The organism is Microbacterium paraoxydans (genome assembly GCF_018224615.1).
Lineage (GTDB): Bacteria > Actinomycetota > Actinomycetes > Actinomycetales > Microbacteriaceae > Microbacterium > Microbacterium paraoxydans_B.
The window spans coordinates 1-22,282 of record NZ_JAGTUK010000004.1 but is presented as its reverse complement, the minus strand read 5'-3'; the positions used below and the strand labels follow the sequence as shown (position 1 = coordinate 22,282).

Below are 22,282 nucleotides of genomic sequence, written 5' to 3'. Positions count from 1 at the left end.
AGACTCGACTCCCGTGTCAGAGTCTCCGGAAATCACCCCCGACGCGGTCGAAGCCGCCGTCGCCGACGCCCTCGCGGCGATCGATGCGGCCGCCGACACCGCCGCGCTGAAAGCCGCCCGAGCCGCGCACGTCGCCGAGGGATCGCCGCTCGCGGTCCTGAACGCCTCGATGCGCCAGGTCGCCCCCGAGAACAAGGCCGCGTTCGGCAAGCTCGTGGGGCAGGGGCGCGGTCGCGTGACCCAGGCGCTCGCCGCGAAGGAGGCCGAGCTGGCCGCCGCGGAGGTCGCCGCTCGCCTCGAGGCGGAGCGGGTCGACATCACCGCGGTGCCCTCGCGCACCCGCGTCGGCGCCCGCCACCCGCTCACGCTCCTCCAGGACCACGTCGAGGACATCTTCGTCGGCATGGGCTGGGAGATCGCGGAGGGTCCCGAGCTCGAGCACGAGTGGTTCAACTTCGACGCGCTGAACTTCGACGTCGACCACCCCGCTCGTCAGGAGCAGGACACGTTCTACGTGGACCCGCCCTCGCGGCACCTGGTGATGCGCACTCACACCAGCCCCGTACAGGTGCGCTCGATGCTCAACCGGGAGGTGCCGATCTACGTGCTGTGCCCCGGCCGCGTGTACCGGACCGACGAGTTCGACGCCACGCACCTGCCGGTGTTCACGCAGTTCGAGGGGCTCGTGGTCGACAAGGGCATCACGATGGCGCACCTGAAGGGCACGCTCGACCACTTCGCGCGGCAGCTCTTCGGGCCGGAGGCCAAGACGCGCTTCCGCACGAACTACTTCCCCTTCACCGAGCCCTCCGCCGAGCTCGACCTGTGGCACCCGACCTTCAAGGGCGGCGCGCGCTGGATCGAGTGGGGCGGCTGCGGCATGGTCAACCCGAACGTGCTGCGCGCGGCGGGGATCGACCCCGAGGTGTACAGCGGCTTCGCGTTCGGCATGGGCATCGAGCGCGGCCTGATGTTCCGCAGCGACGTGCAGGACATGCGCGACATGGCCGAGGGCGATGTCCGTTTCAGCGAGCAGTACGGGATGGTGGTGTGATGCGCGTCCCGCTTTCGTGGCTGCGTGAGTACGTCGATCTGGCCCCCGAGGCCACGCCGGAGGATGTCCTCGCGGCGCTGGTGACGGTCGGGTTCGAGGAGGAGGACGTGCATCGCTTCGACATCACGGGCCCCGTGGTGGTCGGGCAGGTGCTCTCGATCGAGCCGGAGCCGCAGTCGAACGGCAAGACGATCAACTGGTGCCAGGTGGATGTCGGTGAGGCGAACGGCGGGGTCCGCGGGATCGTGTGCGGCGCGCACAACTTCGTCGTCGGCGACAAGGTCGTGGTGACCCTGCCCGGCGCCGTGCTGCCCGGCCCGTTCCCGATCGCGGCCCGCAAGACCTACGGCCACGTGTCGGACGGCATGATCGCCTCGGCGCGCGAGCTGGGCCTCGGCGACGAGCACGACGGCATCATCGTGCTGTCCGACCTCGGCATCGACGCGCCGGTCGGCACCGACGCCATCGCGCTGCTCGGCCTCGACGACGTCGCGGTGGAGATCAATGTGACCCCGGATCGCGGCTACGCGTTCTCGGTGCGCGGCGTGGCGCGGGAGTACGCCCACGCCACGGGCGCGGCCTTCCGCGACCCCGCCGAGCGCGACTTCGCCGAGCTGCAGCCCGGCTCCGGTCACACGGCCGTCGTCGACGACCGCGCCCCGGTGCGTGGCAACGTCGGAGCGAGCGAGTTCGTCACGCGGGTGGTGCGCGACGTCGACCCGTCGCGTCCGACCCCGCCCTGGATGATCGCGCGACTGAGCCTCGCGGGCATGCGCTCGCTGGGTGTGCTGATCGACATCACGAACTACGTGATGCTCGAGCTCGGGCAGCCGCTGCACGGCTACGACCTCGACAAGCTCGCGGGCGGCATCACGGTGCGTCGCGCGACCCCGGGCGAGAAGATGACCACGCTCGACGGCGTGGAACGCGCACTGCACGAGGAAGACCTGCTCATCACGGACGAGTCGGGACCGATCGGCCTCGCGGGCGTCATGGGCGGCGGCACGACCGAGATGAGCGACAACACGCGCAACGTGCTCATCGAGGCCGCCACCTTCGACCCCACGACGATCGCGCGTACGGCCCGGCGTCACAAGCTGCCCAGTGAGGCGTCGAAGCGCTTCGAGCGCGGCGTCGACCCGCTGATCCCGTTCGTGGCGGCGCGTCGGGCGGCCGACCTCATGGTCGAGCTCGCGGGCGGCACGCTCACCGAGGAGGGCGGTGCGCTGTTCGCGGAGGTGTTCGTCGAGGAGATCGCGCTGCCGGCGGGGTTCGTGCCGGGCCTGATCGGCGTGGACTACAGCGACGAGGAGATCACGGGCGCGCTGACCACCATCGGGGCCGAGGTGAACCCGGCGGAGGGCGGCTGGACCGTGATCCCGCCCACGTGGCGTCCCGACCTGACCGACAGGTGGACGCTCGCGGAGGAGGTCGCGCGTATCCACGGCCTCGACCGCATCCCGTCGGTGCTTCCCACGCCGCCGTCCGGACGGGGACTCACCGCCCACCAGCAGGGCCGTCGCCGCGTGGCGAACGCGCTCGCGGCGGCGGGCTTCGTGGAGACCCCGGCGTTCCCGTTCACCACCGAGGCGCAGAACGACCTGCACGGTTCCGCGACCGGCGAGCACCTGCCGAGCATCCGACTGGCGAACCCGCTCGACGGTCAGGCGCCGTTCCTGCGTCGCACGCTGATCCCGGGGCTGCTCCAGACCGCGCACCGCAACATCGCGCGCGGCCTGACCGACCTGGCGATCTTCGAGACCGGCGTCGTGTTCGTGCCGGAGCCCGGCGTGGAGTACGGCACCGCCGAGGTCCCGCCGCTCGGCGTGCGTCCCTCGGAGGAGACGCTGGCGGAGCTGGAGGCGTCGATCCCGCCGCAGGAGCGCCATGTGGCCGTGCTGCTCACGGGCAATGTGTCCCCGCGTCAGCCCGGCCGTGCCGCCGAGGCCGCGGGGCTCACGGAGGCGCTCGATGCGGTGCGTGTGATCGCATCGGCCGCCGGGATCGACATCGAGGTCGCGCAGACCACGCGTGCCGCGCTGCACCCCGGACGCGCGGGCGTCCTGCGCGCCGCGGGCGAGGAGGTCGGCTACGTCGGCGAGCTGCACCCGTCGGTCGCCGAGGACGCGGATCTTCCGGGTCGCGCGACGGTGTTGGAGCTCGACCTCGACCGCATCCTCACGCTCGCGGGCAGCCGCATCGTGGCCGCGTCGCTGTCGACCTTCCCCGCGGCCACGCAGGACGTGTCGCTGGTCGTGCCGGTCGAGGTGCCGGCGGGCGACGTCCGGTCGGCGCTGGCCGAGGGAGCGGGCGCGCTGCTCGAGTCCGTCCGGCTGGTCGACGACTATCGGGGCGACGGCGTGCCGTCCGACGCGAAGTCGCTGACGTTCGCGCTGCGGTTCCGTGCGGACGACCGCACGCTGACGGCCGCCGAGGCCACCGAGGCGAAGCTCGCGGGTGTGGCGCGCGCGGCCGAGCGGTTCGGTGCCGCGATCCGCGACTGATCGACACCGCGGCGCTCGTGCCGCGTGCCAGACAGGGAAGCCCCCTCTGCTGTGAGCGGAGGGGGCTTCCGCGTGTGGGCTGACCCTGGTGCGATGGAGGCATGGCGGACGTTCTGATCCTCGGTGGTACCGGATGGCTGTCCGGTCGCATCGCGACCCATGCGCTCGGGTCCGGTGCCACCGTGGCCTGTCTGGCGCGCGGCGGACGACCAGCGCCGCCCGGCGCGACGCTCGTGCTCGCCGACCGTGACGAACCCGACGCGTACGACGTGGTGGCGCGCAGGGACTGGGACCACGTGATCGACGTCTCGTCGCGCGCGGACCATGTCACGGCGGCGGTGCGGGCCCTCGCCGATCGCGCCGCCCGCTGGACGTACGTGTCGTCGATGTCGGTGTACCGCGACGATGCGACGGTCGGCGCGGATGAGACGGCGCCCCGGCACGAGCCCGCCGGAGCGGATGGCGCCGACGACTACGCCGCGCAGAAGGTCGCGGCGGAGGATGCGGTGCGGGGCGCGGTCGGCGACAGGGCCCTGATCGTGCGGCCCGGGCTGATCGTGGGCGACGGCGATCCGAGCGACCGGTTCGGCTACTGGGCAGCGGCGTTCCTGCGCGCCGCGGACGGCCCCGTGCTGCTGCCGCCCCTCGACGGGCGGACGGCCCAGGTGATCGACGTGGAGGACCTGGCCGCGTACCTCGCGACGACCTCGGCCACCGGGCCCGTGAACGCGATCGGCGACGTGCACGCGCTCGCGGACGTGCTCGACGTCGTCCGCGCGGCCGCCGGTCACGCGGGCCCGGTCGTGGTGGGGGAGGAGCAGCGGCTCGTCGCGGCGGGGGTCGCGTACTGGGCCGGTCCGCGGTCGTTGCCGCTGTGGCTGCCGCCGGACATGCCCGGGTTCATGCGCCGCTCCAACGACCGCTATCGGGCGAGCGGCGGCACCCTCCGGCCACTGGCCGACACCGTGGCGCGGGTCGTGGCCGATGAGAGCGAGCGCGGGGTGGATCGGGAGCGGCGTGCCGGGCTGACCCGCGGCGAGGAGCGCGCGCTGCTCGACGCCCGCTGAGGCGTCCGCGGGGGTCGCCGGCCGCTCGCTAGACTGCCGATCAGTGACACGGGGTGCCGCATCCGCGGCTGAGATCACACCCGTCGAACCTGATCTAGTTCGTACTAGCGAAGGGATGTCGCCCGATGAGCGATCCTGTGCGTCCGCAATCCACCCTCGACCTCGTCGCCACGGCGGGACGGCTGCGGGAGGAGGTGCAAGCCTCGCCGCCGTTGACCCACTGCCTGACGAACGCGGTCGTGACGGGGTTCACGGCCAACGTCCTGCTGGCTCTCGGCGCGGCGCCCGCCATGGTCGACATCGTGGGAGAGGCCGAGGCGTTCGCCGGTGCCGCGTCCGGACTGCTGATCAACCTCGGCACGCCCACCCCGGAGCAGCGCGAGGCGAGCCGGCAGGCGGTCACGGGGGCTGTCGCCGCGGGCACGCCCTGGGTGCTCGATCCCGTCGCGATCGGCGTGCTGCCGGTGCGGACGGCGCTCGCGCTCGATCTGGCCGAGCGCCGCCCGACCGCGATCCGGGGCAACGCGTCGGAGATCCTGGCGCTGGCCGGGCGCAGCAGCGGGGGCCGTGGCGTCGACGCGACCGACGACACCGAGGCTGCCGCCGAGGCCGCCCGTGATCTCGCGCTGCGTCACGGTGCGGTCGTCGCGGTCTCGGGCCCGGTCGATCTGGTGACCGACGGTCTGCGCGTGATGCGCATCGCCAACGGCCACGAGCTGCTGACGAAGGTCACGGGGGGCGGCTGCGCGCTGGGCGCGGCGATGGCGGCGTACCTTGGCGCGGCGCGGACCACGGGAGTCGAGCCGCTCATGGCCGTGGCCGCCGCGACCCTCGTGTACACGGTCGCGGCGGAGCAGGCCGCGGCGGTGTCCTCCGGCCCCGGCAGCTTCGCGGTCGCACTGCTGGATGCGCTGGCCGCCGTCACCGCGGACGACCTCGCCGACCGCGCCGACGTGCGGGAGGAGGCGTGGTGACCGCCGATCTGTCGGTCTACCTGGTCACAGACGCCGCCCTGTGCGGGGAGCGCGGGGTGGTGGAGACCGTTCGGCTGGCCGTCGCGGGCGGTGTGCGCGTGGTGCAGCTGCGCGACAAGCGGGCGTCCGATCCCGAGACGGTCGCGCAGCTCGTGGCGCTGTCGGAGGCGATCGACGGACGGGCGCTGCTGGTGGTGAACGACCGTCTCGACGCCGCGGTCGAGGCGCGACGGCGCGGGGCGAGGGTGGACGGCGTGCACCTCGGCCAGGCCGACGCCTCGGTGCTCCGGGCCAGAGAGCTGCTCGGGCCGGACGCGCTGATCGGGCTCACGGCGAACACGGCGGAGCACCTGGCCGCGGTGCGCGCCCTGCCCGCGGGGACGGTGGACTACCTGGGCGTCGGGGTGATCCGGCCCACGGCGACCAAGCCCGATCATCCGGAGCCGCTCGGCGTGCACGGCTTCGCGGCGTTCGCGGCCCGCAGCCCGCTGCCGTGCGTGGCGATCGGCGGGGTCGGCCTCGACGACACCGAGACGCTGCGCGACGCCGGTGCGGCCGGGATCGCGGTCGTGTCCGCGCTGTGCGCCGCAGCGGATCCGCGCGCGACGGCCGCTGCCTTCCGACGCCGCTGGCTGGCGCGGCGGACACCGCACGTGCTGAGCATCGCCGGCAGCGACCCCTCCGGCGGTGCGGGCATCCAGGCCGACCTCAAGGCGATCGCGGCGAACGGTGGCTACGGCATGGCGGCGCTGACCGCCCTCACGGCGCAGAACACGCAGGGGGTGCGGGCGGTGCACGTGCCGCCCGCACCGTTCCTGCGCGCGCAGCTCGACGCCGTGGCGGACGACATCCGCATCGACGGCGTGAAGATCGGGATGCTCGCCGACGTCGCGGTCATCCACGCGGTCGCCGCGTGGCTCGATGCCCGGCGTCCGCCGATCGTCGTGCTCGACCCGGTCATGGTGGCCACCTCGGGGGACCGGCTGCTGCCGCCCGAGGCGGAGCGCGAGCTGCGCGGCCTGATGACGAGGGCGACCGTGGTCACGCCGAACCTCGCCGAGCTCGCCGTCCTCGCCGGACGCGCGGTGACCGACTGGGCGGACGCGCTCGCCGCGGCGGAAGAGCTCGCCGCAGCGACCGGTGCCGCCGTGCTGGTGAAGGGCGGGCACCTGCCGGGCGACGAGTCGCCCGACGCGCTGGTCGATGCGGCCGGAGGGCGCACGGAGTTCCCCGGCTCGCGCATCCCCACCGGCAGCACGCACGGCACCGGCTGCTCGCTGTCCTCGGCGCTGGCGACCCGGCTCGCGCGAGGTGAGGAGCCGGCGGCCGCCGTACGTGCCGCCCGGGCCTGGCTGCGCGAATCGTTGCGCGCGGCGGATCGGCTCCACGTGGGTCACGGTTGCGGTCCGATCCATCACCTCGCCGGGATGTGGGAGCGCGGCGGTGTGGACACCCGCCCCGCTCCCGGCGAGGTCGCCGAGGCGTGGTGGGCGGATACGGCTCCGCTGCGGGCCGACATCGACGACCTGCCCTTCATCCGGGCCCTGGCCGATGGCACGCTCGACCGCGACGCGTTCGTGTTCTATCTCGCGCAGGACGCCCTGTACCTCCGCGAGTACGCGCGGGTCCTCGCCGAGGCCGCCCGGCTCGCCCCGACCTCCGCCGAGCAGGAGTTCTGGGCCGAGTCCGCACGCGGGGCCATCGCGGGCGAACTCGAACTGCACGCGTCGTGGCTGAGTCCGGGGGAGGGCGTGAGCGGGGCGACGTTCGCGGCCGACGCGGCACCCGCCACCACGGCGTACCTCGACCACCTGCGCTCGGTCGCGTTCGGCGGCGACTACGCGGAGCTCGTCGCCGCGGTGCTGCCGTGCTTCTGGCTGTACACGGATCTGGGTCGGCGCCTGCACGCGGGCGACTTCGGCGGGGCGCCGCGCGACCCCGCGCACCCGTACGCCTCGTGGCTCGAGACCTACGCCGACCCCGCATTCGAGCGGGCCACGGCGCAGGCGATCGACCACGTGACGACGGCGGCGGCGCGGGCGGACGCCGGTCGGCGCGAGCGGATGCGGCGCGCGTTCCTCGCCTCCAGCGCGCACGAGCTCGCGTTCTTCGCGGCCCCCCTCGCGGCGGTCGAGGGGCGGGAGTCGCCCGTGCCCGTGTGACGACCGGGATTTGCGGTGGCGGCGAGGGCCGCGCTACTGTCGCGGCATGCCTTCGGCCGCCACCGCCTCCTCGACGCTCGCTCCGAGCGTCATCGCTGTGTGCCGACGCCGCGGCCGCCGACTCTAGGCGACCCCGCCCTCCTGCCTGCGCGTGCGCGGCGGTCGAGTGCCGGTGTCGCCGCCCTCGGCCCCGCCCCCGGTCCCGAAATCGTCGAGGACCCGACCGTTAAGGTAGAAGCATGACGTACTCCGTCGCCGTCTCCGGCGCATCGGGCTATGCAGGCGGCGAGATCCTCCGCCTCCTGGCCGCCCACCCCGACATCGAGATCCGCACCGTCACCGCGCACTCCAACGCGGGTCAGCCGCTCGTCGACCACCAGCCGCACCTCCGCTCGCTCGCTCACCTCACGCTGCAGGACACGACGCCCGAGATCCTGTCCGGGCACGACATCGTGTTCCTCGCCCTGCCGCACGGGCAGTCGGGACAGTACACCGACGCGCTCGGTGACGTCCCTCTCGTGATCGACGCGGGCGCCGACCACCGGCTCACGTCGTCCGCCGCGTGGGACGCCTTCTACGGCGGCGCGTTCCACGAGCCGTGGGCCTACGGCGTGCCGGAGCTGCCGGTCGCGGACGGTACCCAGCGCGACCACCTGCGCGGCGCGACGCGCATCGCCGCCCCCGGGTGCAACGCCTCCACGGTCAGTCTGAGCCTCGCGCCCGGTGTCGCGGCGGGCGTGATCGACCCGTCCGACATCGTGTCGGTGCTGGCGGTCGGTCCCTCCGGGGCGGGCAAGAGCCTCAAGAGCACCCTGCTGGCGAGCGAGATCCTCGGCACGGCCAACCCCTACGCGGTCGGCGGCACGCACCGGCACATCCCGGAGATCCGGCAGGCGCTCGCCGCGGCGCGTCCGGCCGGCGCCGATGCCTCGGGTGCGGACATCCGGATCTCGTTCACGCCCGTGCTCGTCCCGATGTCGCGCGGCATCCTCGCCACCTCGACCGCGCCGATCGTGGCGGGCGCCACCGACGCCGAGATCCGCGGCGCGTGGGAGAGCGCGTACGGCGACGAGACGTTCGTGCAGCTGCTCCCCGAGGGACGCTTTCCCCGCACCGCCGACGTACTGGGTGCCAACACCGCCCTGATCGGCCTCGCGATCGACCGCGCCGCCAACCGGGTCACGGTCGTCACGGCTGTCGACAACCTCGTCAAGGGCACGGCCGGTGCCGCCATCCAGTCCATGAACATCGCGCTGGGGCTCCCCGAGGCCCGTGCCCTCTCGATCAACGGAGTCGCCCCGTGAGCGTTACCGCACCCGCAGGATTCGAAGCAGCCGGCGTCGCCGCCGGACTCAAGTCCACCGGCAAGCCCGACGTCGCCGTCGTCGTGAACCGTGGCCCCCGCAAGGTCGGCGCCGCGGTGTTCACCAGCAACCGCGCCAAGGCCAACCCGATCATCTGGTCGCAGCAGGCCGTGGCCGACCGCGTGGTGGAGGCCGTGGTCCTCAACTCGGGCGGGGCGAACTGCTTCACCGGCAGCTTCGGCTTCCAGACCACGCATCAGACCGCCGAGAAGGCCGCCGAGCTGCTGGGCATCAGCGCAGGTGACGTGCTCGTGTGCTCGACGGGGCTGATCGGCACGGGTGACGAGGTGTTCCGCGCGAAGGTGCTCGAGGGCACGGCGCAGGCCATCGCCCAGCTCTCGTCGGAGGGTGGTGAGAGCGCGGCGCAGGCGATCATGACCACCGACACGGTCGCGAAGACCGCGGTCGTGAGCCGCGACGGCTGGACGATCGGCGGCATGGCGAAGGGCGCGGGCATGCTCGCCCCCGGGCTCGCGACCATGCTCGTGGTGCTCACGACCGATGCCGTGCTGGAGCCGCTGCAGGCCGACGAGGTGCTGCGTCGTGCGACGGGCCGCACGTTCGACCGGCTCGATTCCGACGGCTGCATGTCGACGAACGACCAGGTGACTCTGCTGGCGAACGGCGCGTCCGAGGTCGTTCCCGATCTCGACGACTTCGCCGACGCGCTCACCGAGCTGTGCCAGGAGCTCGCGGTGAAGCTGCAGGGCGACGCCGAGGGAGCCAGCCACGACATCACGATCGAGGTGCAGCACGCCGTCACCGAGCAGGAGGCCGTCGAGGTGGGCCGGTCGGTCGCCCGCAACAACCTGTTCAAGGCGGCGATCTTCGGCAACGACCCGAACTGGGGCAGGGTGCTCGCGGCGATCGGCACCACGAACGCGCAGTTCGACCCCTACGACGTGGACGTCTGGATGAACGGGGTGCGCGTGTGCACGGCGGGCGGCCCCGACCGTCCGCGCGAGGAGGTCGACCTGACTCCGCGCGCTACCCACCTGCTGATCGACCTGAAGGTCGGCGACGCGACCGCGACGGTGCTCACCAACGACCTGACCCACGACTACGTGCACGAGAACAGCGCCTACGCCTCATGACCGACCTCCAGGACACCACGCCCGACGTCGCCGCGCAGAAGGCGACGACGCTGATCGAGTCGCTGCCGTGGCTCAAGACCTTCCGCGACCAGATCGTCGTGGTCAAGTACGGCGGCAACGCCATGGTCTCGGACGAGCTGCAGGAGGCGTTCGCGCAGGACATCGCCTACCTCCGCTACGTCGGTGTGCAGCCGGTCGTGGTGCACGGCGGCGGTCCGCAGATCTCCGACATGCTGCAGCGCCTGGAGATCCCGAGCGAGTTCAAGGGCGGCTACCGGGTCACCAACACCGAGGCGATCAGCGTGGTGCGCATGGTGCTCACCGGCCAGGTGAACCCGCAGCTCGTGGCGAAGATCAACTCGCACGGGCCCATCGCCACCGGGCTCAGCGGTGAGGACGCCGGCTTGTTCGGCGGGCGACGTCGCGGCGTGGTCGTCGACGGCGAGGAGATCGACCTCGGCCGGGTGGGCGACGTGGTGCAGGTCGACCCCACCGCGGTGCTCGACCACCTCGCTGCCGGACGCATCCCGGTGATCTCCAGCATCGCGCCCGACCTCGACCACCCCGGCCAGTCGCTGAACGTAAACGCCGACGCCGCCGCGGCCGCACTCGCCGTGGCGCTCCGGGCGCGCAAGCTCGTGATCCTCACCGACGTGCCGGGGCTGTACGCCGACTGGCCCAACCGCGACTCGCTGGTCTCGCACCTCACGTCCGAGGCGCTGATCGAGATGCTGCCGCGGCTGGAGTCGGGCATGATCCCGAAGATGCGGGCGTGCCTGGACGCGGTCGAGGGTGGCGTGGACGCCGCCGCGATCATCGACGGGCGGGTGCCCCATTCGGTACTCGTCGAACTGTTCACCAGCAAGGGAATCGGGACCGAAGTGGTCCTGGGAGAGAAAGGGGCGACGGCATGACCGTCTGGCAGGACGACGCGGCACGTGATCTCGTGCTCAACGCGGGGGAGCGGCTGGCGCTGCTGACCCGCGGTGAGGGCTCGTACCTGTGGGACGCCGACGGCCGACGTTACCTCGACTTCCTCGCCGGCATCGCCGTCACCTCGCTGGGGCACGCGCACCCCGTCTTCGTCGATGCTGTCGCGACGCAGGCGGCCACGCTCGCGCACGTGTCGAACTACTTCGCCACGCCGCCGCAGCTCGCGCTGGCCGCCCGGCTCAAGCGCCTCGCCGGCGCCGGCATCGACGGCCGCGTGTTCTTCTCCAACTCGGGCGCGGAGGCCAATGAGGCCGCGTTCAAGCTCGCCCGGCTGCACGGCGGCACGGAGCGTCCGCGCATCCTCGCGCTGGAGAACGGCTTCCACGGCCGCACCATGGGCTCGCTCGCGCTCACGGCCAAGGAGTCGATGCGCGCGCCGTTCGCGCCCATGCCCGGCGGGGTCGAGCACATCCCCGCCACGGTGGAGGCGCTCGAGGCCGCGATGGACGACCGGGTCGCGGCGGTCATCGTCGAGCCCATCCAGGGAGAGGCCGGAGTCGTGGAGCTGCCCGAGGGCTATCTCGCGGCGGCCCGTTCCCTCACGCTCGCGCACGGGGCACTGCTCATCGTCGACGAGATCCAGACCGGGGCCGGGCGCACGGGTGCCTGGTTCGGGTTCAGCCACGAGGGCATCACGCCCGACGCGATCACGCTCGCCAAGGGCATCGGTGGCGGCTTCCCGATCGGGGCCCTGGTCACGTACGGTGCCGCGAGCGCCCTCTTCACCCCCGGTTCGCACGGTTCGACGTTCGGCGGCAACCCGCTCGCGACGGCGGTGGCCGATGCGGTGCTGGCGGAGATCGAGCGCGCAGACCTGGTCGGCAACGCCGCCCGTCGCGGCGACGAGCTGCGTGAGCTTCTGCTCGGCCTGGACTCGCCACTGATCGCGGGTGTCCGCGGGCGCGGTCTGCTCGTGGGCGTCGCGCTCACCGAGCCGGTGGCCGGTGCCGTGGTCGCCGCGGCTCAGGAGCGCGGTCTGATCGTGAACGCCGCCAACCCCGAGACCGTGCGCATCGCACCCGCCCTCACGATCGGCGAGGCCGAGCTGGCCGAGTTCCGGGAGCTGTTCGCGGCGGCGCTCGCCGACGTCCACTCCTCCGTCCCTGGAAAGGTAACCGCATGACCCGCCACCTGCTGCGCGACGACGACCTGACGCCCGCCGAGCAGGCGGAGATCCTCGACCTCGCGCTCGAGCTCAAGAAGGACCGCTGGGCCGACAAGAGCCTCGCCGGCCCGCAGACCGTCGCCGTGATCTTCGACAAGTCGTCCACCCGCACCCGCGTGTCGTTCGCGGTGGGCATCGCGGACCTCGGCGGGACTCCGCTGATCATCTCGACCGCGAGCAGCCAGCTCGGGGGCAAGGAGACCCCGTCCGACACGGCGCGGGTGCTGGAGCGCCAGGTCGCGGCGATCGTGTGGCGCACGTACGCCCAGTCGGGCCTGGAGGAGATGGCGGCGGGCACGCGCGTGCCGGTCATCAACGCGCTGTCCGACGACTTCCACCCGTGCCAGCTGCTGGCCGACCTGCTGACGATCCGCGAGCACAAGGGTGAGCTGAAGGGCCTCACGCTCACCTTCTTCGGCGACGGTCAGAGCAACATGGCGCACTCCTACGCCCTCGCCGGCGTCACGGCGGGCATGCACGTGCGCATCGCGTCGCCCGAGGCGTACGCGCCGCGGGCCGACGTGATCGAGGCGGCCGACCGCCGTGCCGCCGAGACGGGCGGCTCCATCACGCTGTTCACCGACCCGGTCGAGGCGGCGGCGGGCGCCGACGTCGTGGTGACCGACACGTGGGTGTCGATGGGCAAGGAGGAGGAGAAGATCGCGCGCATCCGCGACCTCGGCGGCTACAAGGTGACGCCGGAGACCATGGAGCTCGCCGACGACGAGGCGATCTTCATCCACTGCCTTCCCGCCGACCGCGGTTACGAGGTCGATTCCGCGGTGATCGATGGTCCGCAGAGCGTGGTGTGGGATGAGGCGGAGAACCGTCTGCACGCGCAGAAGGCACTGCTGGTCTGGCTGCTCGGCAAGAAGGACGCGTGATGACGGATTCGACGCACGAGGGCACGAACGAGGGCGCGCTCTGGGGTGCCCGCTTCGCCACGGGGCCGTCCCCGGAGCTGGCGGAACTCAGCCGCTCGACGCACTTCGACTGGATCCTGGCGCCGTACGACATCGCGGGCTCGCACGCGCACGCCACGGCGCTCGCCGCCGCGGGGTATCTGGAGCCGGACGAGGCGCAGCGCATGCACGAGGGACTGGACGCCGTCGCACGCAAGGTCGCCGACGGCACGCTCGTTCCCGTGCCCACCGATGAGGATGTGCACGGGGCGCTGGAGCAGGCGCTGATCGCCGAGCTCGGGCCGGAGCTGGGCGGCCGCCTGCGCGCCGGTCGCAGCCGCAACGACCAGATCGCCACTCTCGTGCGCCTGTACCTGATCGACCACTCCCGTGTGATCGCGCGGGATCTGCTGCGGGTGATCGACGCGCTGGTGGCGCAGGCCGAGGCGCACCCCGACGCGATCCTTCCCGGTCGTACCCACCTCCAGCATGCGCAGCCGGTGCTCCTCGCGCACCACCTGCAGGCGCACGCGTGGCCGCTGGTGCGCGAGCTGGAGCGTCTGGTCGACTGGCGTCGCCGCGCCGGGGTCTCGCCGTACGGCGGGGGAGCCCTCGCCGGCTCCACGCTGGGTCTCGATCCGGCCCTCGTGGCGACGGAGCTGGGCCTCGACCGCCCCGCGGAGAACTCTCTCGACGGTACGGCCGCGCGCGACGTGGTGGCCGAGTTCGCGTTCATCGCGGCGATGACCGGGGTGGACCTGTCGCGTCTGTCGGAGGAGATCATCCTCTGGAACACGCGCGAGTTCGGTTTCGTGACGCTCGACGACGGGTACTCCACGGGCTCGAGCATCATGCCGCAGAAGAAGAACCCCGATATCGCCGAGCTCGCGCGCGGCAAGTCGGGACGGCTGATCGGCAACCTGTCCGGGTTGCTGGCGACGCTCAAGGGCCTGCCGCTCGCGTACAACCGTGATCTGCAGGAGGACAAGGAGCCGGTGTTCGACTCGGTGCAGACCCTCGAGGTGGTGCTGCCCGCGTTCGCCGGGATGATCGCGACGCTGCGGTTCCACACGGACCGGATGGCGGAGCTCGCCCCGCAGGGCTTCTCGCTGGCGACCGATGTGGCCGAGTGGCTGGTGAAGCAGCGCGTGCCGTTCCGCGATGCGCACGAGATCTCGGGTGCGCTGGTGCGCGCGTGCGAGGAGCAGGGCATCGGTCTGGAGGAGGCGTCGGACGAGCTGCTGTTGTCGGTGTCGGAGCACCTGGTGCCCGCGGTGCGTGAGGTGTTGACGATCGAGGGCTCGGTGGCCTCTCGCTCGGGCGTCGGCGGAACCGCGCCGGTGCGCGTGGCCGAGCAGCGTGCCGAGCTGGTGGCCAGAGCACAGGCGGCGGCGCACGCGCTTGGTCTGTGAGACGCAACGGACCCCCGGTCTCCCGGGGGTCCGTTCGTGTGCGGGCCGTGCTCAGTGCAGGTCGGCGTCTGCGGCGGTCCGCTCCCAGCGTGTGAAGCGCACGGTGAGGCCGGCGCGTGTCGGCGCGGCGAGGAACGGTCCGGCCGTCACGGCGGCCTGACCGTCGAAGGGGGCGACCCGCACGAGTCGCCACGGTCCGCCGTCCGCGGTGGCGCGGACGATCACGGCGTCGCGCCACCGGCTGACACGCACGGTGATCTCGCTGTCGTGCCAGTCGTCGACCTGGCCGATGGACCAGTCCGAGGTCACGGCGGTGATGACGGCGCCGAGTCCGAGGTGGCCGTCGGCGTGCTCGACGCCTGCCTTGATCCAGTGCTCGTCGTCGGCCCGCACGAACAGACCGGCCTGGTCGAACTGGCCCTCCCACGGTGCGCGGAACGACACCTCCATGGCCTCGCCGACCGCGAGGGGGGCGAGCAGGGCGTGCTCGGTGTCGTGCACGAAGCCGTAGGCGGTGTGCCGCCAGGCGTCGCTGCCCTCGACGGCGGTCACGTCGAGGTGGGTCCCGCTGTCGACGACGTCGGCGGGGGCGTGGGTCCAGGTTCCGGCGGTCCAGGGCATGATGCTCATATCAGGCATAACTCCAACCTATAGCCAAAGAAGGCATAAACCGTGCTTATTCGTGCTACGGTTATGCCATGGTCATCGCCGTGATCGCCGACATCGTGGGCTCCCGGGAGCTCGACGACCGGAGTGCGGCGCAGCGGGCACTCGACGAGACGATCGCGCAGGTCGAGGCCGACCTGCCCCTCGCCGTGCAGCCGCTCACGCCCACGGTAGGGGACGAGCAGCAGGGCGTCTATCGCGAGCTGGCCGATGCGCTCACCTCGCTCGTGATGATCCAGCTGCGGCTGCCCGACGACCTCGCTTTCCGCTTCGGCATCGGCGTGGGGGAGGTGCGCGCGGTCGACTCCGTCCACGGCGAGCTCGCGGACGGCCCCGGGTGGTACGCCGCGCGGGCCGCGATCGAGACCGTGCACGCGCGCGAACAGCGCGCCGTGCCGCGCACGCGCACCTGGATTGTCGGAGCCCCGGGCCAGGATGAGGTCATGCCCGCAGCGATCGCCGCCGCCAACGCGTACGTCCTCGTCCGCGACGAGCTGGTCGGCGCCATGACCGCACGCGAGCGGCGTCTCACCTACGGCCGCCTGATCGGTCGATCGCAGCAGGAGCTGGCGGCGCAGGAGCGCATCACGCAGCCCAGCGTCTCCAAGTCCCTGCGCAGCGCGGGAGCGGCGGCGCTGATCGAGGGCATCGCGGCACTGCGAGGAGAGAGCGCATGATCTTCGCAGGCTTCGTCCTGCTCGCGATCGGCGCGGCCGACCTCGTCCGTCAGTTCGCCCCGCGCCGCTGGCTCGGATACGTGGTCGCCGCTGCGGTCATCGTGCTGCTCGGCATCGGTGGCGACGCCCTGCTCTGGGCCGTCCTCGGTCTCGTCGCGGGGGCCCTGTGGGTGTGGAGCATGCCGGATGAGGGGCCGACGCGGGCCGGCTTCTGGCCGGCGGTCGCCGTGGCAGCCCTGAGCGTCGTCGCTGTCGCCTGGGTGGGCGCGCGTCCGGAGACCGGGCTCATCGGCCAGGTCTGGACCCTGCGGTCGCCCTTCGGTGAGGTGTCGTTCGACCTCGCCGTGCTGGCACTCGGGGCCGGGGTGTTCCTGTTGGAGTCCGCGAACCTCGTGGTGCGGGCAGCCCTCGACGGTGAGCACACCTGGCGCCCGGTCGACCCCGCCGCGCCCGCACCACCGGCGGCCCGCGAGCCCGCGACCGTGGAGCCCGCGACCGTGGAGCCCGCGACCGTGGAGCCCGCGACGGTGGAGTCGTCGACGGTGGAGTCCGCGGCCGTGGAGGAGGTGCTGCCCGCGGCCGACCCGCGCAACGGCTTCAAGGGCGGCCGGCTGATCGGACCGCTCGAGCGCGTGCTGGTCATGCTCCTCACGCTCGCCGCCGCCTATCCCGTGCTGGCCGCCATGCTCGCGGCCAAGGGCATCGTCCGGTTCCCGGAGATCTCGCGCGACGGTGAGACGGGGGCCAGGGCGGAGTACTTCCTGGTGGGCAGCCTGGTCAGCTGGGTGGTCGGGCTCGGTGCCGCGTTCCTCGTCTGGTGGGCGGCGCACAGCTGAGTCAGGCCAGCTGCTCCCGGTACCAGGTGAGCTTCTCCTGGAGGCGGCGCTGCTGCGCGAGCACCTCGGCGAGCTGACGCTCCACGGTCTCGGCGTGCTCCTCCAGCAGGGCGATCCGCTCGGGGATGGTGTCGTCGTCACGGCAGAGCTGTCCGTACCGCCGCAGACGCTCCACGGGCATCCCGGTCTCGCGCAGGCACTTCAGGAACTCGAGCAGGGTGAGCTCCGCATCGGTGTAGGCGCGGTGGCCGCCGGCCGTGCGCGGGACCGTGGGGAGAATGCCCTCGCGCTCGTAGTAGCGCAGGGTGTCGATGCTGAACCCCGAGCGGGCGGCGGTCTCGGCGGGGGTGTAGGTCGCGGTCATGCGGCGATCCTAGGGCTTGACCTGGAGTGCGCTCCAGGTTGCAGGCTTCCTGCATGACCGTTTCCCCGCATCGCGTATCCCCGATCGTCCTCGGCGCCATGTCCTTCGGCACCCTCATCGACGAAGACACCTCCTTCGCTCTGCTCGACCGTTTCGTCGAACGCGGCGGTGTCTGGATCGACACCGCCGACTGCTACAGCTTCTGGACCAGCGACACCGGACACGGTGGGGCGTCCGAGGCGGTGATCGGCCGCTGGCTCGCGGCTCGCCCCGGAATGCGTGAGCGCATCCGCCTGTCCACGAAGGTCGGTGCCGAACCGCTGTGGCCCGGTTCGTGGCCCGCCTTTCGCACCGGCCTGTCGCCGCGAGCGATCGCGCAGGCCGTCGAGGGCAGCCTGTCGCGCCTCGGCGTCGACACGATCGACCTGCTCTGGCTCCACCAGGAGGACCGAGCCGTCCCGATCGAGCGAACCGTCGAGGGCTTGGCCCCACTGACCGAGAGCGGGACGGTCCGCCGCGTCGGCGCGTCGAATCACCCTGCGTGGCGGATCGAGCGGGCCCGTGCCCACGCGGCGGCGCTCGGGAGCACGCCGCTCGATGCCCTCCAGCTCAACGCCACGTATCTGCGCGTCCGACCCGGCACCCTGCCGCCCGGGGTCGTGCACCCGTTCGGCGTGCTGAGCGACGAGCAGCGCGACTTCGCCGCCGCGAACGGGCTGGAGACGTGGGCGTACACGCCCCTGCTCTCCGGGGCCTACGACAACCACGAGAAGCCGATCCCCGAGGTCTACGACCACCCGGGCACCGCGCGACGCCTCGCCGTGCTCGACCGGGTCGCTCACGCGCACGACGCCCAGCGCGGGCAGATCGTACTGGCGTGGCTGCTGGCGCACGGCATCCGGCCGATCCTCGGCGGCAGCAAGATCGGGCAGGTGGACACGGCTCTGGATGCGGCCGACCTCGCCCTCACGAGCGACGAGATCGCCGCGCTGGACGACGCGGTGTGAGGCCGGGTGCCGCACCGCACGCTGATAGCCTGGAGCGCGTGTCAACTCCCGACCTGACGACCGCACCCCAGGCGATCGATCCCACGTTCGAGAACGTGTGGGATGAGATCGTGTGGCGTGGCCTGGTCCACGTGTCCACCGACCAGGAGGCGCTGCGCGCCCTGCTCGCGGGAGACCCCGTGACGTATTACTGCGGGTTCGACCCGACCGCGCCGAGCCTGCACCTGGGTCACCTGGTGCAGCTGCTGCTGCTGCGTCGGCTGCAGCTCGCCGGGCACAAGCCGCTGGGCCTCGTCGGCGGGTCGACCGGTCTCATCGGCGATCCTCGCCCGACCGCGGAGCGCACGCTCAACACGCGGGAGACGGTGGCCGAATGGGTGGAGCGGCTGCGCGGGCAGGTCGAGCGCTACCTCAGCTTCGAGGGCGAGAACGCGGCCCGCATGGTGAACAACCTCGACTGGACGGCGCCGCTGTCGGCGATCGACTTCCTGCGCGAGATCGGCAAGCACTACCGCGTCGGCACCATGCTGAAGAAGGACGCGGTCGCGGCGCGCCTCAACTCGGATGCGGGCATCAGCTACACCGAGTTCAGCTACCAGATCCTGCAGGGGCTCGACTTCCTGGAGCTCTACCGCCAGTACGACTGCCGTCTGCAGACGGGCGGGTCGGACCAGTGGGGCAACCTGACGAGCGGCACCGACCTGATCCACCGCGTCGAGGGCGTCTCGGTGCACGCGATCGGCACGCCGCTGATCACGAACAGCGACGGTACGAAGTTCGGCAAGAGCGAGGGCAACGCGATCTGGATCGATGCGGAGCTGACCAGCCCGTACGCGTTCTACCAGTTCTGGCTGTCGACGGCCGACGCCGACGTGATCGAGCGCCTCAAGGTGTTCACGTTCCTGACCAGGGCCGAGATCGAGGAGTACGCCGAGCTGGTGGCGACGGAGCCGTTCCGTCGCGCCGCGCAGAAGCGTCTGGCGCTCGAGGTGGTCGCCACCGTGCACGGTGTCGAAGCGACCGCGGCCGTGATCGCCGCGTCGGAGGCGCTGTTCGGGCAGGGCGATCTGACCGCGCTCGATCCGGCGACGCTGCGTTCGGCGCTCGATGAGCTGCCGCACGCGACCGTCGCCCCGGGGTCTCCCGTGGTCGACGCGCTGGTCGCGACGGGGCTGGTGTCGAGTCTGTCGGAGGCGCGTCGCGCGATCGCCCAGGGCGGTGTTTCGCTCGACGGTGAACGCGTGGCGGACGACACCGCGACCGTGCAGGGCACTCTTCCCGGCGGGGTCTCGGTGCTGCGCCGCGGCAAGAAGACCCTGGCCGGCGTGTTCCTGAGCTGACGCGGCGCGCGGATGCCGTTCACACCGAGCCACGCGATCGTCGCGCTGCCGTTCGTGCGGACGCCGCTCGTGCCCGCGGCGATCGCGATCGGTGCGATGACGCCGGACCTTCCGCTGTTCCTGCGCGGGGTGGGCCTCGACTACTCGTTCACCCACACGGTGGCGAACGTGGTGTGGACGGCGCTGCTGGCGTTCGTGCTGTTCCTGGTGTGGCGTGTGGTGCTGCGACCGGCGGTCGGTGAACTGTCGCCGCTGTGGCTGGCGCGTCGTCTGCCGGTCGACTGGGACGACCGCGGGGCGGTCGCGGCGGGGCGTGCGGTGGGCGTCGGTCTCGGCCGCCCCTGGTATCCGCTGCTGCTGGCGGTGTCGCTCGTGATCGGCGTGCTGTCGCACATCCTGTGGGATGCGTTCACGCACGAGGGGCGTTGGGGCGTGGAGCTGTTGCCGGTGCTGGATGCGCAGTGGGGTCCGCTGCTCGGCTACAAGTGGGTGCAGCACGGTTCGAGCGTGCTGGCGCTGCTGGGTCTCGGCGTGTGGGCGGCACTGCGGCTGCGGCGTGCGGGGCCACGTGCGGTGGTGGCGCGTCGGCTGCCCTCGGCGGTGCGGGTCGTCTGGTGGCTGTCGCTTCCGGTGATCCTGGTGGCGGCGTGGGGCATCGGTCTGGCGATGTTCGGTCCGCTCAGCTCGGAGTTCACGATCGCGCATCTGGCCTACCGGGTGCTGCCCCCCGCGTGCGCGGTGTGGGGAGCGCTCACCCTGGTGCTGTGCGTGATCGTCGCCACGCGCCGTGAGGATGCACCGGCCCGCGCGGACTGACGGCTCCGTCTGCGGATACGGTCACCAGTGCGGAGCGTCCGACCCCCACGCGTGCGGCGCCGCGAACGCCGTTCCGGGGATAGCGGGCGCGGCCGTGACCAGGGACACGCCGTCGACGTCGAACCGCGCCACGTGGCGCGACGGGTCCACCGCGCTACCGGTGGGGGCGGTGGCGCGCGGCATGCCGAGCAGTTCGGCGGCGACCCGGCGCAGCGAGGTCCGCGCGATCCACGATCCGCCAGCGACCGCGCGCCGGGCGAGGAGCGTCATCACGGCGGCGGCCAGCAGGTAGCCGCTGCTGTGGTCGAGCGCTTGCGCGGGGAGGGCGCCGGGCGCGCCGTCGCGGCCTTCGATCAGCGCGATGCCGCTCTCCGCTTGCACGAGGCTGTCGAATCCCGCACGCTCCGGATGGTCCGCACCCCAGGCGCTGAGCTGAGCGACGATGAGGCCCGGGTACCGCTCGACGAGGGCATCGGGAGCCAGTCCGAGCCGCTCGAGTGACGCGGGGCGGTAGCCGAGCACGACCACGTCGGCGGTCGCCAGCAGCTCCGACATCGCCGGGTCGCGGGCGTCGAGGATGGCGCTGCGCTTCCCGTGGCCGGTGTCGAGGTGCTGCCAGGGCAGCTCGGGAAGGGCGGGGGCGTCGATGCGTAACACGTCGGCGCCGAGCAGAGCGAGCGTGCGGGTGCACACGGGGCCGGCGATGACGCGGGTGAGATCGAGCACCCGGACGCCGGTGAGGGGGGAGGAGGGGTCGGCGGGAGAGCGATCCGCTGCCGGGGCATCGCCGTGGCGCGCGACGTCGATCAGCGGTGTGGCGCGCAGTCGGGCATCGGCCTCCGGCCGTTCGTGCTGCACCGAGACCGCGAGACCGCCGTGGCTCGTGATCCGGCGGACGGCTTCTTCGCGGGGGAGGGACGCGAGCGTCGCCGACACCTCGTCACGGTCGGCGTCGGGGGAGAGCCGCAGCGCCGACAACAGGGCGCGGGCGTGGTGCGGGTAGTTGCCGTGGGTCCGGATCCAGCCGTCGGCTGCGGGCCAGAACCCGGAGAGCGGGGACCACACCGGTGGTGGCGAGCCGTCGATCGTGAGGACGCGGTCGCTCTGGTAGGCGGCCGCGATGCGGTCCGGGTCGAGATGCGCGATGCCCTGGCCAGCGGCGAGAGCGGCGGCGGCAGTGCTGGCGAGCGCGAGCTCCCCGGTCGCGGTGCGGGCGGGCAGGGGGACGCTGCCTACGTGGTTCAGGACCGGGATCGCCTCACGAAGCGTCGACTGATCGCCGCCGATCTCCGTCCAGATCCTGGTGAGCAGGGTCGCGCGGGACGGGCCGGCGTCGGAGTCGGCCGCACGGGAGAAGGGACGGTGGGGGACCATGGCGCGATGCTACTCCCGGGTGGCAGCTCCGAAAGTGGGGCTGACCCGGGCGGATGTGCGCGAGCACGGGGCGCGACACGCCCGGGCGTGCTGCCCCGATTTGCCAGACCCCCCGGATCCACGTAAGTTATTACCTGTTCGCCCCACAGGGAAGCGGAGAAGCCCAGAGCTTCACCCCCCTCAAGCGGAGAACCACCTCCCACTCCTTCTCTCTTGAGAGATCAGGCGCGTGCGTCTAGGATGGGAGATCCACCCCTTCTGCGGCTGTCCCGGCTGCGCAGCGGATCTTCGATCTGCGCCGCGCGCCGATTTGACAAGCGGGTCGGGATGGCTAAGATAGAGAAGTTGCCCTGCGGGCCTGGCTGTGATGGCTGGGTCGTGGGAGCATCCGATCCTTGAGAACTCAACAGCGTGCACTTGTCAAATGCCAAATTATCCTCGTTCAGCTTCGGCTGGGTGAGAATTCCTTTGGATCAAAGACCAACCTCTTTGTGGGGTTGGCGATGGATAG

At 72.2% G+C, this 22,282-nt stretch carries 19 protein-coding genes and 1 riboswitch; of the genes, 16 read left to right on the top strand and 3 right to left on the bottom strand.

Features of this window, described 5'->3' with window-relative positions:
- Window positions 1–13 precede the first annotated feature (13 nt).
- The 11 genes from pheS to argH all read left to right on the top strand — a co-directional run bounded on the left by pheS (window position 14) and on the right by argH (window position 14,691).
- Window positions 14–1,054 (top strand): phenylalanine--tRNA ligase subunit alpha, encoded by a 1,041-nt coding sequence (gene pheS / locus KE274_RS14545; RefSeq protein ID WP_211545029.1) that lies wholly within the window; start codon window positions 14–16, stop codon window positions 1,052–1,054.
- Window positions 1,054–3,558, top strand: a complete 2,505-nt coding sequence (gene pheT / locus KE274_RS14540; RefSeq protein WP_211545028.1) for a phenylalanine--tRNA ligase subunit beta — start codon at window positions 1,054–1,056, stop codon at window positions 3,556–3,558. Before pheS ends, pheT begins: the two co-directional genes overlap by 1 nt.
- 101 nt (window positions 3,559–3,659) lie before the next feature.
- Window positions 3,660–4,625, top strand: coding sequence for an NAD-dependent epimerase/dehydratase family protein (locus KE274_RS14535; RefSeq protein ID WP_211545027.1), 966 nt, complete (start codon window positions 3,660–3,662; stop codon window positions 4,623–4,625).
- Between the two features lie 39 nt (window positions 4,626–4,664).
- A riboswitch (TPP riboswitch) is annotated at window positions 4,665–4,758 on the top strand.
- Window positions 4,751–5,599 carry a hydroxyethylthiazole kinase gene (gene thiM, locus KE274_RS14530; protein ID WP_211545026.1) on the top strand — a complete coding sequence of 283 codons (849 nt, stop codon included), beginning with the start codon at window positions 4,751–4,753 and terminating at the stop codon, window positions 5,597–5,599. (Overlaps the previous riboswitch by 8 nt.)
- Complete coding sequence (locus tag KE274_RS14525) at window positions 5,596–7,761, top strand: bifunctional hydroxymethylpyrimidine kinase/phosphomethylpyrimidine kinase (RefSeq protein ID WP_211545025.1); 2,166 nt, start codon at window positions 5,596–5,598, stop codon at window positions 7,759–7,761. Before thiM ends, KE274_RS14525 begins: the two co-directional genes overlap by 4 nt.
- Window positions 7,762–8,000: 239 nt before the next feature.
- Window positions 8,001–9,065: an N-acetyl-gamma-glutamyl-phosphate reductase gene (gene argC, locus KE274_RS14520; protein ID WP_211545023.1), complete on the top strand. Its 1,065-nt coding sequence runs from the start codon at window positions 8,001–8,003 to the stop codon at window positions 9,063–9,065.
- Entirely contained in the window at window positions 9,062–10,219 is a 1,158-nt protein-coding gene (gene argJ, locus KE274_RS14515) for a bifunctional glutamate N-acetyltransferase/amino-acid acetyltransferase ArgJ (protein WP_211545022.1), read from the top strand. The genes argC and argJ overlap by 4 nt, the downstream gene beginning before the upstream one ends.
- Window positions 10,216–11,133 (top strand): acetylglutamate kinase, encoded by a 918-nt coding sequence (gene argB / locus KE274_RS14510; protein WP_211545021.1) that lies wholly within the window; start codon window positions 10,216–10,218, stop codon window positions 11,131–11,133. Before argJ ends, argB begins: the two co-directional genes overlap by 4 nt.
- A complete protein-coding gene (locus tag KE274_RS14505) occupies window positions 11,130–12,335 on the top strand; it encodes an acetylornithine transaminase (RefSeq protein WP_211545020.1) in 1,206 nt (401 codons plus the stop codon). Before argB ends, KE274_RS14505 begins: the two co-directional genes overlap by 4 nt.
- Window positions 12,332–13,261 carry an ornithine carbamoyltransferase gene (argF, locus tag KE274_RS14500; RefSeq protein ID WP_211545019.1) on the top strand — a complete coding sequence of 310 codons (930 nt, stop codon included), beginning with the start codon at window positions 12,332–12,334 and terminating at the stop codon, window positions 13,259–13,261. The genes KE274_RS14505 and argF overlap by 4 nt, the downstream gene beginning before the upstream one ends.
- Window positions 13,261–14,691 carry an argininosuccinate lyase gene (gene argH / locus KE274_RS14495; RefSeq protein WP_211545018.1) on the top strand — a complete coding sequence of 477 codons (1,431 nt, stop codon included), beginning with the start codon at window positions 13,261–13,263 and terminating at the stop codon, window positions 14,689–14,691. The genes argF and argH overlap by 1 nt, the downstream gene beginning before the upstream one ends.
- Window positions 14,692–14,742: 51 nt before the next feature.
- Here the strand turns inward: argH and KE274_RS14490 are convergent, their stop codons facing one another.
- Window positions 14,743–15,330: a DUF1349 domain-containing protein gene (locus tag KE274_RS14490; protein ID WP_211545017.1), complete on the bottom strand. Its 588-nt coding sequence runs from the start codon at window positions 15,328–15,330 to the stop codon at window positions 14,743–14,745.
- Between the two features lie 59 nt (window positions 15,331–15,389).
- Here KE274_RS14490 and KE274_RS14485 point away from each other — a divergent pair, with 59 nt between their 5' ends.
- Complete coding sequence (locus KE274_RS14485) at window positions 15,390–16,034, top strand: SatD family protein (RefSeq protein WP_211545016.1); 645 nt, start codon at window positions 15,390–15,392, stop codon at window positions 16,032–16,034.
- Window positions 16,031–16,870 (top strand): hypothetical protein, encoded by an 840-nt coding sequence (locus tag KE274_RS14480; protein ID WP_211545015.1) that lies wholly within the window; start codon window positions 16,031–16,033, stop codon window positions 16,868–16,870. Before KE274_RS14485 ends, KE274_RS14480 begins: the two co-directional genes overlap by 4 nt.
- A gap of 1 nt (window position 16,871) precedes the next feature.
- On the opposite strand, the gene KE274_RS14475 is transcribed toward KE274_RS14480, so the two are convergent.
- Window positions 16,872–17,234 (bottom strand): MerR family transcriptional regulator, encoded by a 363-nt coding sequence (locus tag KE274_RS14475; RefSeq protein ID WP_211545014.1) that lies wholly within the window; start codon window positions 17,232–17,234, stop codon window positions 16,872–16,874.
- A gap of 53 nt (window positions 17,235–17,287) precedes the next feature.
- Between KE274_RS14475 and KE274_RS14470 the strand changes: the two genes are divergently transcribed.
- From KE274_RS14470 to KE274_RS14460, 3 genes are read left to right on the top strand one after another with little or no spacing between them, the layout of a single operon-like run.
- Window positions 17,288–18,241 (top strand): aldo/keto reductase, encoded by a 954-nt coding sequence (locus KE274_RS14470; protein ID WP_211545013.1) that lies wholly within the window; start codon window positions 17,288–17,290, stop codon window positions 18,239–18,241.
- Window positions 18,242–18,279: 38 nt separating this feature from the next.
- The gene (gene tyrS, locus KE274_RS14465) at window positions 18,280–19,581 is read left to right on the top strand and encodes a tyrosine--tRNA ligase (protein WP_211545012.1); all 1,302 of its coding nucleotides are present in this window, start codon (window positions 18,280–18,282) and stop codon (window positions 19,579–19,581) included.
- Window positions 19,582–19,593: 12 nt separating this feature from the next.
- Entirely contained in the window at window positions 19,594–20,397 is an 804-nt protein-coding gene (locus KE274_RS14460; RefSeq protein WP_211545011.1) for a DUF4184 family protein, read from the top strand.
- A 21-nt stretch (window positions 20,398–20,418) separates the two neighbouring features.
- Here the strand turns inward: KE274_RS14460 and KE274_RS14455 are convergent, their stop codons facing one another.
- On the bottom strand, window positions 20,419–21,771 hold the full coding sequence (locus KE274_RS14455) for a CoA transferase (RefSeq protein WP_211545009.1): 1,353 nt from the start codon (window positions 21,769–21,771) through the stop codon (window positions 20,419–20,421).
- Window positions 21,772–22,282 lie beyond the last annotated feature (511 nt).